18 protein-coding genes are annotated in these 16,107 nt (G+C 64.2%); 11 read left to right on the forward strand and 7 right to left on the reverse strand.

Annotated features, from left to right (window positions below; translation table 11 throughout):
- Positions 1–2: 2 nt before the first annotated feature.
- Genes zapE through ABD742_RS05040 form a run of 4 tightly spaced genes read right to left on the reverse strand, consistent with a single transcriptional unit; the run spans position 3 to position 3,190 of the window.
- Entirely contained in the window at positions 3–1,181 is a 1,179-nt protein-coding gene (gene zapE, locus ABD742_RS05025) for a cell division protein ZapE (RefSeq protein ID WP_234748468.1), read from the reverse strand.
- The gene (corA, locus tag ABD742_RS05030; RefSeq protein WP_234748465.1) at positions 1,181–2,176 is read right to left on the reverse strand and encodes a magnesium/cobalt transporter CorA; all 996 of its coding nucleotides are present in this window, start codon (positions 2,174–2,176) and stop codon (positions 1,181–1,183) included. Before corA ends, zapE begins: the two co-directional genes overlap by 1 nt.
- Before the next feature lie 18 nt (positions 2,177–2,194).
- Complete coding sequence (locus ABD742_RS05035; RefSeq protein WP_234748462.1) at positions 2,195–2,620, reverse strand: DUF1761 domain-containing protein; 426 nt, start codon at positions 2,618–2,620, stop codon at positions 2,195–2,197.
- 9 nt (positions 2,621–2,629) lie between these two features.
- A complete protein-coding gene (locus ABD742_RS05040) occupies positions 2,630–3,190 on the reverse strand; it encodes an Lrp/AsnC family transcriptional regulator (protein ID WP_234748460.1) in 561 nt (186 codons plus the stop codon).
- A gap of 168 nt (positions 3,191–3,358) precedes the next feature.
- Here ABD742_RS05040 and ABD742_RS05045 point away from each other — a divergent pair, with 168 nt between their 5' ends.
- The 3 genes from ABD742_RS05045 (at position 3,359) to ABD742_RS05055 (ending at position 5,578) form a co-directional block, all read left to right on the forward strand.
- Entirely contained in the window at positions 3,359–4,597 is a 1,239-nt protein-coding gene (locus ABD742_RS05045; protein WP_234748457.1) for an MFS transporter, read from the forward strand.
- Between the two features lie 91 nt (positions 4,598–4,688).
- Positions 4,689–5,354, forward strand: a complete 666-nt coding sequence (locus ABD742_RS05050; protein ID WP_234748454.1) for an ArsR/SmtB family transcription factor — start codon at positions 4,689–4,691, stop codon at positions 5,352–5,354.
- Positions 5,351–5,578 (forward strand): 2-nitropropane dioxygenase, encoded by a 228-nt coding sequence (locus ABD742_RS05055; protein ID WP_234748451.1) that lies wholly within the window; start codon positions 5,351–5,353, stop codon positions 5,576–5,578. Before ABD742_RS05050 ends, ABD742_RS05055 begins: the two co-directional genes overlap by 4 nt.
- A 46-nt stretch (positions 5,579–5,624) precedes the next feature.
- Here ABD742_RS05055 and ABD742_RS05060 read toward each other — a convergent pair whose 3' ends face one another.
- Complete coding sequence (locus ABD742_RS05060; RefSeq protein ID WP_234748448.1) at positions 5,625–6,128, reverse strand: Lrp/AsnC family transcriptional regulator; 504 nt, start codon at positions 6,126–6,128, stop codon at positions 5,625–5,627.
- Positions 6,129–6,259: 131 nt separating this feature from the next.
- Here ABD742_RS05060 and ABD742_RS05065 point away from each other — a divergent pair, with 131 nt between their 5' ends.
- The gene (locus ABD742_RS05065) at positions 6,260–7,423 is read left to right on the forward strand and encodes a trans-sulfuration enzyme family protein (protein ID WP_234748445.1); all 1,164 of its coding nucleotides are present in this window, start codon (positions 6,260–6,262) and stop codon (positions 7,421–7,423) included.
- Between the two features lie 6 nt (positions 7,424–7,429).
- Here ABD742_RS05065 and ABD742_RS05070 read toward each other — a convergent pair whose 3' ends face one another.
- Positions 7,430–8,746 carry an MFS transporter gene (locus ABD742_RS05070; RefSeq protein WP_372460877.1) on the reverse strand — a complete coding sequence of 439 codons (1,317 nt, stop codon included), beginning with the start codon at positions 8,744–8,746 and terminating at the stop codon, positions 7,430–7,432.
- A gap of 66 nt (positions 8,747–8,812) precedes the next feature.
- Between ABD742_RS05070 and ABD742_RS05075 the strand changes: the two genes are divergently transcribed.
- Positions 8,813–9,787, forward strand: coding sequence for a LysR substrate-binding domain-containing protein (locus ABD742_RS05075; RefSeq protein WP_234748438.1), 975 nt, complete (start codon positions 8,813–8,815; stop codon positions 9,785–9,787).
- Between the two features lie 34 nt (positions 9,788–9,821).
- Positions 9,822–10,736 (forward strand): N-acetylglucosamine kinase, encoded by a 915-nt coding sequence (locus ABD742_RS05080; RefSeq protein ID WP_234748435.1) that lies wholly within the window; start codon positions 9,822–9,824, stop codon positions 10,734–10,736.
- Between the two features lie 128 nt (positions 10,737–10,864).
- Here the strand turns inward: ABD742_RS05080 and ABD742_RS05085 are convergent, their stop codons facing one another.
- Positions 10,865–11,908 (reverse strand): pirin family protein, encoded by a 1,044-nt coding sequence (locus tag ABD742_RS05085; protein WP_234748432.1) that lies wholly within the window; start codon positions 11,906–11,908, stop codon positions 10,865–10,867.
- 56 nt (positions 11,909–11,964) lie between these two features.
- On the opposite strand from ABD742_RS05085, the gene ABD742_RS05090 reads away from it, so the two are divergent.
- The 5 genes from ABD742_RS05090 (at position 11,965) to ABD742_RS05110 (ending at position 16,040) form a co-directional block, all read left to right on the forward strand.
- On the forward strand, positions 11,965–12,423 hold the full coding sequence (locus ABD742_RS05090; protein WP_234748429.1) for an NUDIX hydrolase: 459 nt from the start codon (positions 11,965–11,967) through the stop codon (positions 12,421–12,423).
- Between the two features lie 137 nt (positions 12,424–12,560).
- Positions 12,561–13,646, forward strand: coding sequence for an ABC transporter ATP-binding protein (locus tag ABD742_RS05095; RefSeq protein ID WP_308193789.1), 1,086 nt, complete (start codon positions 12,561–12,563; stop codon positions 13,644–13,646).
- Positions 13,646–14,356: an ABC transporter permease gene (locus tag ABD742_RS05100; RefSeq protein ID WP_234748426.1), complete on the forward strand. Its 711-nt coding sequence runs from the start codon at positions 13,646–13,648 to the stop codon at positions 14,354–14,356. The genes ABD742_RS05095 and ABD742_RS05100 overlap by 1 nt, the downstream gene beginning before the upstream one ends.
- The gene (locus ABD742_RS05105) at positions 14,353–15,099 is read left to right on the forward strand and encodes an ABC transporter permease (RefSeq protein ID WP_234748423.1); all 747 of its coding nucleotides are present in this window, start codon (positions 14,353–14,355) and stop codon (positions 15,097–15,099) included. The genes ABD742_RS05100 and ABD742_RS05105 overlap by 4 nt, the downstream gene beginning before the upstream one ends.
- Positions 15,096–16,040 carry an ABC transporter substrate-binding protein gene (locus ABD742_RS05110; RefSeq protein ID WP_234748420.1) on the forward strand — a complete coding sequence of 315 codons (945 nt, stop codon included), beginning with the start codon at positions 15,096–15,098 and terminating at the stop codon, positions 16,038–16,040. The genes ABD742_RS05105 and ABD742_RS05110 overlap by 4 nt, the downstream gene beginning before the upstream one ends.
- Positions 16,041–16,107: the final 67 nt, after the last annotated feature.

Raw genomic sequence — 16,107 nt, forward strand, 5'->3', positions numbered from 1 at the left:
GTTCAGCTGCCCCCGGCCTCTACTTCTTCAAAAGGCGTCGAGGCTTCCACCCGGTCCAGGAGCGACAGCCGGCTCGCAATTCTGGCCAGATCAACGGGCTGGGTGCTTGTCCGGTGGGCCGGATCCTGGGCCAGGTCCCAGTCCAAGGGGCCGTGACCCACCAGGAAGAGCGTGATGCCCTGGTCGCACAGGACATCCACGACATTGCTGAACCGTTGCCAGGCCGGCGCGGACCCGGCAGCCGACTCGAGCCTTGGCGAGGGTACGCCGTCGATCACCCAGGTTCCGTAGTCCTCCGCCAACGCCAGGTAGTCCGCCGTCGACATGAGGCCGCCGCACAATTCCGTGAAACTGACCCAGAGCATGTCGTCAGCCGCTTTGACGGTGAGCCGTTGCGTCGTGGGCGTGAGGATCCGCTCTTGTGACTTCGCCGGCGGGAACAAACCGAAGGCTCCGAGTTGCGCCGGCGTTCCGGGAGTAATGATCTTTCCCCTGCTGAAGGCCTCCAGACCAGGGGAGTCGCTGGGCCGTGGCGCAGCGGAACCAGTAACCGGCGAACGCCGGAAATCAGTGTCTCCGTCGATCTCCATGATGTCCATCATCTCCTTGATCACCCCGATGGTCGGCACGAAAAGATCGTGCCACAGAGGGTTCGGTAACAACTTATCCGGTGGATAGTTCGACGTCACCACGAGCGGGACTCGCCGTTGGGCCGCGGTCCGGAGCAGCTTGGCGATGAACACTCCGTCACCCACATCGTGCACGTGGAATTCGTCGAAACACAGGATGTCGACGCCGGACAGCAAGGCATCCACCGAGCGCTGGATGGCCGTGCCATCCGCCTCAGGCCTCCCGGCCGAAGCGTGCACACCCCGATGCAGCTGACGGAAGAAATCATGGAAATGGATGCGCCTTTTCCGCCCCGGCAACTGACGGTAAAAGCTGTCCATGAGCCAGCTTTTACCGCGTCCCACCGGACCGTGAAGGTAGACGCTACGCGGCGTCCGCCGTCGTAGGAGTCCCTTACGGCGGACGGAAATGGACTCGCCGAGCTGGCAGAGCCGGGCGGCGGCCGCGGCCTGGGCCGGCTCCAGGATGAAACCGGAAGCCTCGGCGTCGGCGATGATTTCCGCTATGAGATCGGACGCGTCGGGGCGTCGCCCAGCGGAGGCAAGGAACACTAGAGCCAGTTCTTCCGCTTGAAAATGACATACATGATAAAGCCCGCGGCAACCATCATTCCGAGCGCCATGGGATAGCCGAATGGCCAATGGAGCTCGGGCATGATGTCGAAGTTCATGCCGTAGAGCCCTGTAACGAATGCGGGTGCAAAGAAGATCGCGGCCCACGAGGAGATCTTCTTGGTTTGTTCGTTTTGTGCCGCACTCGCCTCGTTTTGCCGGTTCGCGGTCAGGGTCCCGTCGAGGGTCAGGGCGTTTTGGAGCAGGTCGCGGAACCCATTGGCACGGGAGATGACTTGTTCGACGTGGTCCTCCACATCGCGGAGTTTGCGCTGCAGTTCGATGTCGACTCCGTATTTCTCGAACCCGCGCTTCAAGGAGGCCATCATCTCCGGGAGTGGGTTGATTGCGCGCTGGAACTGGATGACCTCGCGGGCGAGTTCATAGATGCGCCGCGAAACCAGGGGATCGCCGCCGAAGAGCTGGTCCTCGATCTCGTCGATGTCGTTCTCCAGCCCCGAGATCACAGGGCCGTAGTCGTCCACTACCCGGTCCAACAGCGCGTACAGGACGGCTTCGGGACCATGGCGCAGCAGCTCCGGTTGTTGTTCTAGATCGCGACGGACCTTGGCCACCCCGGGTGTCTCCGCGTGCCGGACCGTGACCACGAAGTTCCTCCCCGTGAAGATATGAAGCTCACCGAACTCCACGGTCTCCGTAGCATCTACGTACCGCGCCGGCCGGAGGACTGTGAAGAGGTTGTTGTCGTAGCGTTCCAGCTTGGGCCGCTGGTGGGCGTTGACGGCGTCCTCGACTGCGAGCAAGTGGAGGCCGAACTCGGCGGCCACTGCAGCCATTTCCGTCTCGTCGGGCCGATACAGTCCAATCCACACCATTCCGCCGTGGGCGGCCAGTGTTTCGACGCTTTGCTCGAGGCTTCCCGGAGTGGCGGTCCGGATACCGTTCACATAGACGGCATTGTCAATGATGGTCACGAGGTTATTCTCCTCCCGTTATTGCAACGCCCCGAGGATTGACCCGGCGACTGTCATGGCCACGATGTCATGGCCGGAGTCGATGAGGGTCACGGCGGACGGCCGGCCCGCGAAACCGTTGTGGATGACGTGGCCGCCGACGCGGAAGACGACCGCAATCACTAGCGCAAAGAAACCGGCGTGCAGGCTTCCCTGCACGCCCAGCTTGCCGATGAGGACGGCCAACAGGATGCTCGTAAGAGCTGCGGCCACCATCATGGGGATCCAGATTCCTGCGCCGCCGTCGATCTTCTTGAGGTCTTCCTCGGTCTTGCCAATAGCCTGCATCCACCGTCTCCCGAGGACCGCCGGCATGTACCAGACAAATCCGATGACCATGCTGGAAATGAACGCCAGGAGTATCGCCAGCCAGTTGAGGTGCTGAAGGGAAGAGAGCCAATCCATTCTGGAATCCTAGTCGGCTTCCCTGACCGGCGAATCAGTGGAAACCTGCGTTTTGACCCGTTTCGTGGCGCCGGCGGTCTCGGCGGCGTCCACGAGCCTGCTGATGAGCGGCTCTGTCCGGTAGGGGATATGGGTGTGCAAGGCAAGGACCGTCTCCGTGCGGATGACGCCTTTGGTTCTGAGGATGGAGCGAAGCGCCGTTTGCAGGTTGTGCGTGTCGGTGGCCACCACCCGGCATAAGAGATCGCCTCGCCCGGAAATTTCATGCACCTCAAGGACCTGCGGGATACGGCGCAGGGCTCCGATCACGCCGTCGAGTTCCCGGTGGGTCACCTCCAACGTCACGAAGCCGACGACGTCGTACCCCACCTTTTCGAGGTCGACCTCACGGCCGCCGTCGTTCAATACGCCCGAGCGGACCAGGCGGCGCATCCTCGATTGGGCGGTGTTGCGCGCAATCCCCAGAGACTCGCTAAGTTCACCGATCTGAACCCTGGGATCACGGATCAACTCGAGCAGGATCTTCAGGTCCGTCGGATCGAGGGTGTTCAAATCATCACTCCAGCTCATTTGTGGTCATCGGTGGACGTCAATTTTGACTGTTCTGATCAATTCTTTCACGGACATCTGATCTATCTGGCAGGCCTGCGACATCCTATTGCCATCAATATTTTGGGCCGTCCAGTCCCGGCCCACAAGGCCAGGTTCCGTGATGGCCGCTGAGGCGAAGGCACGGAAATGACTGTCTTTAGCGAACTGCGCATGCGCCAGGCCACCGCCGGGCGCTGGGGCTGGGATGCTTCCACCACGGCAAGGCTGGGCCTGGCCGGCGCCGTCATGTTCACACTGCTGGTCGGTGCCAACTTGGCGAGCCCGCTGTATCCGCTGCTTCAGGCGGAACTGGGAATCACTTCACTCGGCGTGACCATTGCCTTTGCAAGCTACGTCCTGGCACTCGTGGCGGTGCTGATGCTCGCCGGCCACTGGTCGGACCATATCGGCAGGCGTGCGGCGCTGGTACTGGCAGTCCTCGTGGGCTTGATGGGCGGCCTGGTTTTCGCCAACGCTGACAACCTCTTGATGCTCTCGGCCGGCCGGATGCTCCAGGGCGTTGCCGTGGGCCTTGCTACCGGAGCGAGCTCTGCGGCTTTGCGTGAATTGCTTCCGTCCCGGCCCGAGTGGGCTTCCCGTTTCACTTTGCTGTCTTCCTCCGGAGGGGTGGCCGCCGGTCCTGCCATCGGTGGACTGCTTTCGCTGCTCCCGGGTGCCACGTCAACGCCGTTCTTCATTCACGCGGCCGTCCTCCTCCTTTTGTTGGTCCCGCTGTGGCTTCTCAAGGCACGCCCGGCGATTCGGCCTGCCGAAGGCCCTCGTCCCTACACGGTGCTCGCCCCACGCCGGCCCTCCGTATCGCGGGAAGCCAGGGGAGCGTTTTGGCTGGCCTCAAGCGTGGGTTTCCTCAGCTTTGCCGTGTTCGGATTCTGCCTTTCGCTCGCGCCCGGCTACTTCGCCGTCGTCGTACATGCCGATTCCCGCCCCATGACCGGGCTGCTCGCCGGGCTCACGCTCGGAGCGTCCGCGCTCAGTCAATTGCTGAAGGTCCGCGGCCGTTTCGCCGTGCCCGCTGGACTGGCGGTCCTGGGAGTTTCCATTGTGCTGGTCGGAGCGGCGGCATCCCTGTCCAGCCCGGTGCTGCTGGTGGCAGCGAGCCTGTCCGCCGGTGTAGGGCAGGGGATCGCCTTCCGCCTGGTGTTCAACGACGTTGCCAGCAAGGTGGAAGCGTCCCGGCACGCCCAGATCATCAGCACCGTCTACGTCCTCACCTACCTTGGCAGCGCTGTGCCGGTCATCGGGTTGGGCCTGGCCGCCTCGGCCATCGGGCTGGGCGCCGCTGCCAGCTATTTCACTGTGGTGTGTGGGCTGGCAGCTGCTGTGCTCGCCGTCATCTCCTTCCGCAGGGTGCTCCGCAAGGGCTGACTGGCTGTTCGTCTGACAAGCCCAAGTTTGCAAAGATTGATTTGCAAAGAAAGTATTGCAAAGGTTTCTTTGCAAGAGTAGCGTTTCCGGCATGGAGAAGGTTCAAGAGCCGGAATTCCCCGTCCGCAAGGTCGATACGGCGTCCCTCAAAGCGCTCGCGCACCCCTTGCGCGTTCAAATCCTTGAGATGCTGTCCCGTTATGGGCCACAGACCGCCTGCAGCCTGGCCGAACTCCTCGACGAATCCAGTGGCGCTACGAGCTACCACCTTCGGCAACTCGCCAAGTTCGACTTCGTCCACGAAGTCCCAGGCAAGGGGACAGCACGGGAGCGGTGGTGGGAGCGGCCCAGGGGAGCCATCCAGATCACTTCGCCCGAGTTGGCCCATTCGCCGGCAACGCAGGAGGCATCGAGGCTAGTCACGCGCGAGTTCGAACGGAGCAGGCAGGCTGTCCTCGCGGACTTCATGGCTCACGGCATGGACTCCTTGGACGAAGACTGGCTCGACGCTGCCATCGTCAACACCGCCAACGCCCGGATGTCAGCCGAGCAGCTCGGACGCTACGCCCACGCCATGGAAGCCTTCGCCCGCAATCTGCTGGAGGAAATCCGGAGCGAACCCGAGGCGGACGATGCCCGCCCCGTGCAGATCCATTTCAACGCATTCCCCATCCTGGGCGTCCCGGCGTGGGCCGGAGACAAGAAATCCCGCGACGCCAAGTCGCACGCAGCAGCAACCGAAGGGAAAGAGTCATGAGCACTGCCACCGCATCATGCGGCACATACCGCCGGCCCTCCATGCTCGAGTCGGCAGCCGCCGGAATCGGAGCCAGCCTGGTTTCGTGGGCCGAGCGCAGGCGCTACATTCCTCCGGTCGACCTGGCCATGCGGCGAGCGGCGCTCACGCGCCGGCAGGAACTCGGTGATTTGCGCCAGGACGCCATTGGGGCCGCTCACTCGGGACTCGAGCCACGCCACTGAGTCGAGCCGCGTCGAGCGACGGCAGAATCACTCGCGAAGTCAACCGCTATTCCGGCAGCGGCCCGTGGTTGCCCTGGATGTGGGCAAAGACCAAAGTGGTCTCGGTATGGCCCACCACGGGGTCCGTGGCGAGGTTGTCCAGGACCCAGTCGCGGAGGTCGTCGGTGTTGGCTACGGCGATGTGCAGCAGGTAGTCCACGGAGCCCGAAGTATGGAACGTGGAGATCACTGCAGGGAGGGCGGGAACCCGGGCCGTAAAGCGGTCGATCTGGTCGCGGTCATGTGCGCGCAGGCGCACGGCGATCAGGGCCTGGACCGATCGGCCGATCGCAGGGAGGCTGAGCACAGCTTCGAAACCCTCGATAATGCCGCGTTCGGAGAGCGACCGCGTACGCATAAGCGCCGTCGACGGAGCAATTCCGACCAGTTCTGCCAGCTGCTTGTTGGAGATCCGGGCATCGTCAACCAAGGCCGCGAGGATGCGTTCGTCGATCGCATCCAAGGGCTCGCTGATGCCGACGGGCCGAAGGTTCTTCGGGGTGGTGGTCACGGATCCTCCTGAAAGTGCTGTCTATTCATCATAGGTGCCAGTTTCCACTCAATCCATTCATTTGCACTGTCAATCTCCGAATTATTGCCAGATACTGACCGAATTCAACGGTGAATAATTCAAGGAGAGCAGTGACAGCCATAGATACACTCGCAGTCCACGCGGGCCGGACAGGACTCACGGAACAGGGCGTGCACGCCGTTCCCATCGACCTTTCAACTACTGCGCCTTTGCCTTCTGTTCACGACGGCGGCCTCGCCTACGAGCAGATGGCCACGGGCGGCGTGCCCCTCGAGGGTCAGAGCACGGTGTACCAGCGTCTATGGAATCCTACGGTAGCCAGGTTCGAAGACGGCGTAGCGGCGCTCGAAGGGGCAGCCCAAGCTGTCGGTTTTGCCTCAGGGATGGCCGCCTTCAGCGCAGTGCTGCTCGCCGCCCAATCAGAAGGCAAGGCACATGTGGTTGCGGTGCGGCCACTCTACGGCGGCACGGACCACGTTCTGGCCAGCGGCCTGCTTGGCAACCAGGTCACCTTCGTCAAGGCCGACGGCGTGCGGGATGCCCTTAGCCCGGACACGGGCCTGGTAGTGGTGGAAACCCCCGCGAACCCGAGCCTGGACCTTGTGGACCTTAACCGCCTCGTGGCCGACGCCGGAGACGTTCCGGTTCTCGTTGACAATACTTTCGCGACGCCGATCCTCCAGCAGCCACTCAAGCACGGCGTCGCGATGGTGCTCCACAGTGCCACGAAATTCCTGGGCGGCCACGGCGATGCCATGGGCGGCGTGGTGGCAACGAGTGCGGAGTGGGCAACGCGGCTGCGCCGGGTCCGTGCCGTGACCGGGGGCATCCTGACTCCGTGGCCCGCCTACCTGTTGCACAGGGGCCTCGCGACTCTTCCCATCCGGGTACGTGCCCAGCAGGACCACGCCCACAAGATCGCGGCAGCGCTCGCAGGCCACGAACTCGTGGCCAAGGTGTACTACCCGGGGCTTCCCGAGTGCGATCCCCTGCATTTGGTAGGTACGCAGATGAGCGGCCCGGGCTCGTTGATCTCTTTCGACCTTGAATCGGCCGAGCATGCCGAGCGGATTCCCGGCGCGGTCCGCCTCATCACGCATGCGGTGTCTCTGGGCGGAATCGACACGCTCATCCAACACCCCGCCGGATTGACCCACCGCCCGGTGGCCCCGGAGGCCAAGCCCCAGGCGCGCATGCTCAGGCTTTCCATTGGTTTGGAAGATCCGGCTGACATCGTCGATGACCTGATCCAGGCAATCGAGTCGACCCGTTAGCGCCTGCTACTTTCCCTGACGTGCCGGTTCCAAGGAGCCGACGACGGCGGCCTGGCGCGCGGGGGATCGGTGCACGACGGCGGTGATCACCGCCGTCGTGCACCCCAGTGCGATGACCGTCCAGGCGAGTGCGGTCCAGCCGAAAGCCTGGAAGGCGAGTCCGCCGGCCCAGCCAATAATGCTGGAACCCAGGTAGTAGGAGAGGTTGTACAACGACGCTGCTTGCGCGCGGCCGCTCGTCGCGATGGTCCCGGTCCAGCCTGCTCCGATGCTGTGCGCGGCGAAGAAGCCGCCGGTGAAGACAACCAAGCCCGCCAGAACCGCGGCGATGTTGTCCCACAGGGTGAGTCCAAGGCCGGCCGTCATGGTCGCGATTCCGGCGAGCATGACCGTGCGGCGGCCGAAGCGCATGGACAATCCGGCTCCCCAGCGGGAGCTCACGGTACCGGACAAATAGGCGAGGAAAATCAGGCTGACCACGGTGGCGGGCAGTCCGAAGGGCGCCGCATGGAGGCGGAATCCGAGGTAGTTGTAGACGGCCACGAAGCCACCCATCAACAAGAACGCTTGAACATAGAGGGCCAGCAGCCGTGGATTGGAAGAATGGCCCGCCAACGTCTTCATGGCCCCGCGGAAACCTCCAGCGGAACTTGGTGTGAAGCGGCGCGGTTTCGGGACCAGCAGCAGGAACAGTGCGGCCGATGCCGTCGCAAGGATGGAGACTGCGAAGGCGGCGGCCCGCCAACCCCACAATTCACCGATGGGTCCCGCGAGCAAGCGCCCGGCAAGTCCGCCGAGGGTGGTGCCGGCTACGTAGCTGCCGGCGGCCAGCGCAGCGTGCACTTTGTTCACTTCCTCATTCAAGTACGCGATGGCGATCGCCGGAATACCGCCGAGGGCCATGCCCTCCAGCGCCCTCAAAGCGAGGACCAGGGGAAAGGTGGGGGCCAGGGGGACGAGCAGGCCCAGGACGGTGGCTGCCGCGATTCCGATGGCCATCGCACGCACGCGGCCGATCTTGTCGGCGACGAAGGACCAGGGCAACACTGTTGCCGCGAGGCCTACCGTGGCCAAGGAGATGGTGAGCGCTGCCTCTGCCGCCGTGATGTGCAGCTCGTTTGCCATGAGTGGCAGGACGGCTTGGGTGGAGTACAGCTGCGCGAAGGTGGCCACACCGGCGAGGGCCAGGCCGGCCAGGATCCGCCGGTAGGCAGTGGAGCCCTTCAGATGGCCTTCCCAATCGGACTCTGCGGGGCTCGTGGATGCTGCGCTTGTACTCACCTTTCCACAGTAGGGTGAGCAGAAGTGATGATTCCAATGCATGATTCACTTAGGATTGATAGCTAAAATGGATGATTTTGAAGATGGTCAATCTGAGGGTGGACAGGCATGGACATCGAACACAAGCAACTGGTTCAACTACTGCCGTTGCTGCCACTGCTGGCCGAACTTGGCCGGACAGAACATGTCACCGAGACGGCCGAGCTGCTCGGAGTACCCCAATCGACGGTGAGCCGGGCGCTGGCCCGGGCTAGCGCCGTCGTAGGGACCGAACTCCTTATCCGTGAAGGCCGCGGCGTCCGCCTGACCCCGGCCGCCAGGACCCTTCTTCCCTACATCGAAGCGGCGCTCGCGGAATTCCAGGCGGGACTGGACGTGGTCCGCCACGAATCCGATGTTGTCCGCGGCCGAATCGCGGTGACCTTCCAGCACACTTTCGGCGAGGCCACGTTGCCGCTGCTGATGAGCGCGTTCCGGAGCCGGCACCCCTCCACGGCTTTCGAACTCAGCCAAGGAGCCCGTGCCGCCTGCCTTGAATTGCTCATTGCCGGTGACGCCGACTTCGCCTTGACGGCACCCGTGGCGGCTCCGGGCAGGAACCTCGACTCGGCGGCGCTGTACCGCGAGCCGTTGCGGCTGGTGGTCCATCACCGCCATCCGGTGGCCCGGCGGCCCAGCGTGCGGCTCGCCGAGCTCAAACACGAGCCGTTCGTTTCCATGGGGCCAGGCTTCGGCCTGCGCTCGCTGACCGACGCGATCTTCCGGGACGCGGGCTTTCGCCCAAGGGTTGCTTTCGAGAGCCAGGACTCGCACACCATCCGTGGTCTCGTGTCCGCTGGATTGGGCTACAGCATCCTGCCGCCGGGAGGGCTAGGTCCGGGACCTCAAGGGGTCCTGGATTCCACGGACCTGGGGTGGGTGGAAGTATCGCTCGACTCGGAGCTCGCATACCGGGAGATAGGGATTACGTGGCGTGAACGGCGCAAGGAACCCGATCCCGTCAGGCTTTTCCGCGAACTGGTGCTTTCCGAAGGACCGGGGCTGCTCGCGGGCCTTGTCAGAGCGCGTTCCGGAACCCAATAGAACCACCCGGTGCGCCCGCGCTAGGCTTTTGGACGTGGAGACTGCAGAAAACACGACCCCCCGGCCCGACGCAACGGTCATCGGGCTCGACATCGGGGGCACGAAGACCCGCGGTGTCCGCTTCGAAGACGGCAAGCCGGTCCGCGACGAAAGCACGGGGAGCTCCAACGTCCAGAACGTCAGCCGGGAGACGGCGGCGAAGAATCTTGCCGAGCTCTTCGCCATGATCGGTGGCGGCGACGTGAGCCGCGTCCTTGCCGGCGCAGGCGGAATTGACACCGACGCCGATGCCCGCGCCCTGGCCGAGCTGATCGAACCCCATGTCCCGGGCGCACAGGTCACGGTGGTCCACGATTCCCGCCTGCTACTGGCGGCAGGCCGGGCCAGCACGGGAGTGGCTGTCATCGCCGGGACTGGATCCGCGGCCTGGGGAAAGAACGCCGAGGGGGAAGAAGCCCGTGCCGGTGGCTGGGGCTTTCTCCTGGGCGATGAGGGCAGCGGTTACTGGCTGGGCCGGGAGGCAGTGCGTCACAGCCTCCGCCGGATGAACAAAGGACTGGAACCGGATGGCCTCACAGCGGCCCTCTTGGAATCCTGCGGGGTGGACAACCCCAACAAACTCATCGCGCTGTTCCATTCGGAGGACACCGACCGGCGGTACTGGGCCCAGCGGGCAAGCGCCGTGGTCGAGACTGCGCGCGAAGGGCTCGAGATCAGCCGCCAGCTGCTGGACCAGGCGGGACGGGATCTCGCGGAGCTGGCGGCGCAGGCAGTCCGTCAACTTGGCCTCCCCGGACCGGTGATTCTTGGCGGCGGGCTCGGCATGAACGTCGAGCCGTTGCAGGCCGCTTTCCGGGCGGGACTGGCCGCGCACGGGATCACCGATGTGCGGGTCCTGGACCAGGAACCGGTCTTCGGTGTGCTGCAGATTGTTGCAGAGCTTCCGTAGCCGGACATTGCGCTGACTCGTTGGCGACGCACAAATGGCTGGCAGACACGGAGAAAGACTGGCGACACGCGGATACCGGCGTCCCAAGTCCTGCTCTGTGTCGCCAAACTTTTTGGGTGTCGAGGGCCTTAGTCAGTAGCCCTGTTCCGGGACCTGGGCTTGAGCTGGACCCCCGGCATGGGCGGTGCGGGGATGCGCCCGGCTTCAGCTCCGGCGTCGGGCCCGTGGCCATGGATCCAGCCGAACCGCGAAGCGCGGGCGTCCTCGTCACTCAGCAGCGCCTGGGCTTCCCAGTCTTCGCGGGCCTGCTCCACTTCCTCGTGCGTACGCCCCACGAAGTTCCACCACATCAGGATGTCCTCTTCGAAGGGTTCACCGCCCAGAAGCATGAAGCGGGTTCCAGAAGCTGCCTCGAGGCGGAGCGATTCCCGGCCCATGCCGAGGAATGCCAAGGGCCCAGTGTCGACTTCTTGGCCGTCGATCACCGCGGAGCCGTCCAAGACGAGCACGGCATGCTCGAATTCGGGGTTCAGCGGCAGCTCGACGGCGCCCGAGGCTGAGATTTCGACGCCGACAATCGGGCTGTACATAATGGCGGGGGAGCGCTGTCCGGCGAATTCGCCCACGAGTACCGTCGCCGTGAAACTGTCCGTGGCGACCACCGGCAGGTCGACGATCTGCTGGAACGACGGCGCCCGGTGCCTTACGCCGTCGGGCAAAGCAACCCACAACTGCAGGCCCCGGGACAGCGGCAGGAGGGTGCCGCCGTCGGGCGCGTCCGGGTGAAGTCCTGCCGGCAGGACGCCGAACTCGGAATGCGAAATGCCGCGGCCAGCCGTCATGATGTTCAACTGCCCGGGACGGACCAAGACGTCGCTGCCGACGCTGTCGCGGTGCCGCACCTCGCCCTGGAGGGGCCACGTGACCGTCTGCAGTCCCATGTGCGGGTGGGGGAGGACGCTCATCGCGACGCGGTCCGGGCCGAAGCTGTCCAGGAAGCACCAGGCTCCTACCGTCGGCATACCGCGCTGCGGGAGGGTGCGGGAAACATTCATGGCCCGGACGCCGCCCAGGGGAACTTCGCGGGCCGGCCAAAGCTGTACAAAAGGTCCCTGTCCGGGGTGTCCGGCCGGGCAGACTTCCTGGGACGGGGCCGTTTCCAAGTTGGTCACAATACAACTCCAAGTGCTGAACAGTGTTCCCTCCAGCTTAGGCCTAGGCTGGCTCCATGAGCATGCAGTTCGACACCCGCCCGGCCGCGTACGGAGTGGTCATCCGCGACGGAGCAATCCTTCTGGCCTATTGGAAGCAAGACGGCAAAGAGGGCTGGACTCTCCCCGGGGGAGGATTGGACCTGGGGGAGCATCCGGTGGACGGTTGCCGCCGCGAGATCCAGGAGGAAACCGGGTACGACGCCGATATCGGAGCGATGCTCGGCATCGACGTCGGCCACTGGCCGGGTGAGGGGCGGCTGGACGGATCTGACCGTGATTTCCAGGCAATCCGGCTGGTCTACGAGGCAAGCATCACGGGCGGCGAATTGACCCACGAGATAGACGGCAGCACTACCCACGCCGCCTGGGTGCCGTTGGGCAAGGTTCCCGGACTGAACCGGGTGTCCCTGGTCGATATCGGCCTTCGCCTGCACCGTGAGCGACCCCTCAACGGAAAGCTGCCGACGCCCTGAGGATTGCCGATTCATTACGGTCTTCGCGCCTGCGCTGACATCGTCGGTGGTGCTGGTTAGGCTGTAGAACATCAGTTCGCTGTTGATTGATTTCCATCGTTGATATTTGCGGCCCGAAAAGTTAGGTAAGCCCCGGAATGGCTGAAGCCATGATTGAGTTCCAGAGCGTCACCAAGCAGTATCAGGGCGGGCAGCCCGCGGTTGATGGATTGAGCATGTCCATCGACAAAGGTGCCATCACCGTATTCGTCGGACCCTCGGGCTGCGGAAAGACCACTTCCCTGCGGATGATCAACCGCATGGTAGAGCCGACATCGGGCACCATCACTGTTGCCGGCAAGGATGTTTCGAACGAACCGGCCGCCCAATTGCGGCGCTCCATGGGTTACGTCATGCAGTCTTCGGGACTCATGCCGCACCGTTCGGTGCTGGACAATATTGCCACCGTTCCGCGGCTCAACGGCGTTTCCAGGGCAGCGGCCCGCAAACGCGCGGAAGAGCTGCTCGACGTCGTCGGGCTGGCTTCCGTGCTCGGCAAGCGGTACCCGTCCCAATTGTCCGGCGGCCAGCAGCAGCGCGTCGGGGTAGCCCGCGCGCTCGCAGCAGACCCGCCCGTGCTGCTCATGGATGAGCCCTTCAGCGCGGTGGACCCCGTGGTCCGCGACGAACTCCAGCAGGAACTCCTCCGGCTCCAGCGCGAACTGGCCAAGACCATTGTCTTCGTCACCCATGACATCGATGAGGCCACCGTTCTCGGCGACAAAGTGGCCGTTTTCGCCGTCGGGGGCAAACTGGCGCAATACGCGGCACCCGAAGAGATCCTCCGGGCACCTGCCAATGACTTTGTAGCCTCGTTCGTGGGCCGCGACAGGGGATTCCGGCACCTTGCCTTCAACGGGGCTGATGCTGTTCCCGTGCATCCGGTCAAGACCGTGGAGGCCCCGCAAGGTGCCGAGGGCAGCAGCGAATGGGCCTTGGTGCTCGACGGCGACTCCCGGCCGATGGGATGGGCCTCGCCGCGCGACGGTGCGGGGCTGGTTCCCGGAGGTTCCTTGTTCCGGCGCGGGGACACGCTCCGCCGAGCGCTGGATGCCGCGTTGTCTTCACCTTCGGGCCTTGGCGTCGTGGTGGATGACGACGGCAGGCTCGCGGGCGTCCTCAAAGCCGATGAAGTGCTGGCGCTCATCGAACAGACGCGGCATAACAGGGAGGACGCCCCCTGATGGAATGGTTCCTGGCGAACAGCGGCATGGTCTTCGAGCGGGCGGGCGAGCACCTTGTCCTGGCTTTGATTCCCATGGTTTTGGGTCTGCTCATTGCGGTGCCCTTGGGGCAATTGGCCCGCCGGAACCGTGCCCTCAGGACCGTTGTCACCACGGGAAGTTCCCTCCTGTACACCATTCCTTCCTTGGCGCTTTTCATCATCCTGCCGCCGATCCTGGGAACCCGGATCCTGGATCCGCTCAATGTCGTGGTTGCCCTCACCATGTATGCCGTCGCCTTGCTGGTGCGGGCTGCCATGGACGCCTTCGATTCCGTGGACGACGACCTCCGCATGGCGGCAGTGTCCATGGGATTCAAACCGACCGCACGGTTCCTGCAAATCGACCTTCCCCTTTCCTTGCCCGTGCTTTTTGCGGGCCTCCGCGTGGTGTCCGTCAGCAATATCTCCCTCGTGAGCGTCGCCGCGCTCCTGGGGGTCGGAAACCTGGGAATGCTGTTCACCGACGGGCTGCAGCGCTCGTTCGTCACTGAGGTGATGGTCGGCATCATCGCGATTCTCCTGCTGGCCCTCATCATGGACACGTTCCTGGTCCTGTTGGAGAAGCTGCTCACGCCCTGGACGCGGGCCGGTGCGGTCACCGCCAAGCAAGATGCCAAAGCAGGGCGGTTCATCGCAGATACCCGGATCCATGCGGAGGCAGGTCGATGAGCAATATCTTCGTTGACACCCTCGCGTGGCTCACGGATCCGGCTCACTGGTCAGGAAGCGGCGGAATCGCCACGAGGCTCCTGGAACACCTGCAGTACTCCGGGCTGGTCCTGGTGATTGCCGCGGCCATCGCCGTGCCGGTGGGCCTCTTCATCGGCCACACCGGACATGGACGCGTCGTTGCCGTGGCGTTCGCCGGCGCCTTGCGGGCCCTCCCCACCCTCGGCCTGCTTGTCCTCTTCGCCCTGTTGGCTGGAAGCGGACTCATGCCACCTGTCTGGGCCCTGGTCATCTTGACAGTGCCGCCTCTCCTGGCCGGGACCTACGCCGGGATTTCCAGCGTGGATCCAACGGTGGTTGACGGAGCCCGGGCCATGGGCATGACAGAACTGCAGATCTTGTTCCGTGTAGAGCTGCCCAACGGGCTTCAGGTCATGTTCGGCGGCATCCGCACGGCTGTCCTCCAGGTCATCGCAACGGTTTCCGTAGTGGCGTATCTTCCGCTGGGCGGCCTGGGGCGTTATCTTTTTGACGGGTTGGTCCTTCAGGACTTCCCCCGCATGCTTGGCGGGTCACTGCTCATCGCGGCGTTGGCAATCGCCGTCGACCTCATTCTGGCCATGGCGCAGAGGATCCTCCTCCCGCCCGGACTTTCCATCGATTCCAACGGCGGCCACAAGGCCGCCGGAGATCTCGCAGCCGCCGCACCAGCGGGGGCTGCCGTTCAAGGAGGTACCGCATGAAGCAACCCGTCACCCTGACCCGCCGCGGACTCGGCGGCCTGGCGGCCGGAGTCGGCATTGCGCTTGCACTGAGCGCATGTGGTGGAAGCCCGCTGTCCAGCCCGTCCACCAGCGCTCCCTCCGGGGCTGGCGGCTCGCTCACTGTGGGCTCGGCAGATTTCCCCGAGAGCCAGGTCATCGCCGAAATCTACGCCGGAGCACTGAACGCCGCCGGCGTCACCGCTACGACGAAGCCCAATATCGGATCCCGCGAGATCTACTTCAAGGCCGTACAAGACGGTTCGATCGACCTGGCCCCCGACTATTCCGGCAATCTGCTGTCCTACCTGGACACCGCCGCCGCTCAGGTCTCGGCCGATGACGTCTACAAGGCGCTGCCCGGGAAGCTTCCACAGGGCCTGGGAGTGCTCGACCCCGCCAAGGCCGAAGACAAGGACGCCATGGTTGTGACGAAGGCCACGGCGGAGAAGTACCAGCTCAAGTCCATCGACGACCTCGCCAAGGTCTGCGGGGACTTCACGATTGCGGCACCGGCAACCTTTGAGACACGCGCCTACGGGCTCCCGGGCCTCAAGTCCAACTACAACTGCGTGCTCAAGGGCCTGAAGCCGTTCAGCGACGGCGGCGGGAACCTCACGCTGCAGGCCCTGCTGTCCAACGACGTCCAGGTTGCCGACATCTACACCACCACGCCGTCCATCCAGGACAACGCCCTGGTGGTCCTGGATGATCCCAAGAACAACTTCAAGGCCCAGCAGGTCCTCCCGCTGTACAACATGGCCAAGATGACGGACAAGGCGAAGACAGCCCTCAACAACGTATCCAAGATCCTCACCACGGACGACCTCATCAACCTCAACCGCGCAGTCAGCGGCAACCAAAAGCAGAATCCCAAGGACGCTGCGACCGCTTGGCTCAAGGACAAAGGGATCGTGAAGTAAGTCCCCACCGCCTCCCTCGCCTCGCTCCGCTCGTCCAGGGAACCCTCGGCGGCGGAGGCCCCTGCAA

Source organism: Arthrobacter ramosus (genome assembly GCF_039535095.1).
In the GTDB taxonomy this organism is placed as follows: domain Bacteria; phylum Actinomycetota; class Actinomycetes; order Actinomycetales; family Micrococcaceae; genus Arthrobacter; species Arthrobacter ramosus.

Excerpts from the sequence above, each read along its gene's own strand:
- ABD742_RS05035 (WP_234748462.1), bottom strand. The coding sequence starts at position 2,620 with ATGGATTGGCTCTCTTCCCTTCAGCACCTCAACTGGCTGGCGATACTC.
- ABD742_RS05040 (WP_234748460.1), bottom strand. The coding sequence starts at position 3,190 with ATGAGCTGGAGTGATGATTTGAACACCCTCGATCCGACGGACCTGAAG.
- ABD742_RS05045 (WP_234748457.1), top strand. The coding sequence starts at position 3,359 with ATGACTGTCTTTAGCGAACTGCGCATGCGCCAGGCCACCGCCGGGCGC.
- ABD742_RS05050 (WP_234748454.1), top strand. The coding sequence starts at position 4,689 with ATGGAGAAGGTTCAAGAGCCGGAATTCCCCGTCCGCAAGGTCGATACG.
- ABD742_RS05055 (WP_234748451.1), top strand. The coding sequence starts at position 5,351 with ATGAGCACTGCCACCGCATCATGCGGCACATACCGCCGGCCCTCCATG.
- ABD742_RS05070 (WP_372460877.1), bottom strand. The coding sequence starts at position 8,746 with ATGCATTGGAATCATCACTTCTGCTCACCCTACTGTGGAAAGGTGAGT.
- ABD742_RS05075 (WP_234748438.1), top strand. The coding sequence starts at position 8,813 with ATGGACATCGAACACAAGCAACTGGTTCAACTACTGCCGTTGCTGCCA.
- ABD742_RS05090 (WP_234748429.1), top strand. The coding sequence starts at position 11,965 with ATGAGCATGCAGTTCGACACCCGCCCGGCCGCGTACGGAGTGGTCATC.
- ABD742_RS05095 (WP_308193789.1), top strand. The coding sequence starts at position 12,561 with ATGGCTGAAGCCATGATTGAGTTCCAGAGCGTCACCAAGCAGTATCAG.
- ABD742_RS05100 (WP_234748426.1), top strand. The coding sequence starts at position 13,646 with ATGGAATGGTTCCTGGCGAACAGCGGCATGGTCTTCGAGCGGGCGGGC.
- ABD742_RS05105 (WP_234748423.1), top strand. The coding sequence starts at position 14,353 with ATGAGCAATATCTTCGTTGACACCCTCGCGTGGCTCACGGATCCGGCT.
- ABD742_RS05110 (WP_234748420.1), top strand. The coding sequence starts at position 15,096 with ATGAAGCAACCCGTCACCCTGACCCGCCGCGGACTCGGCGGCCTGGCG.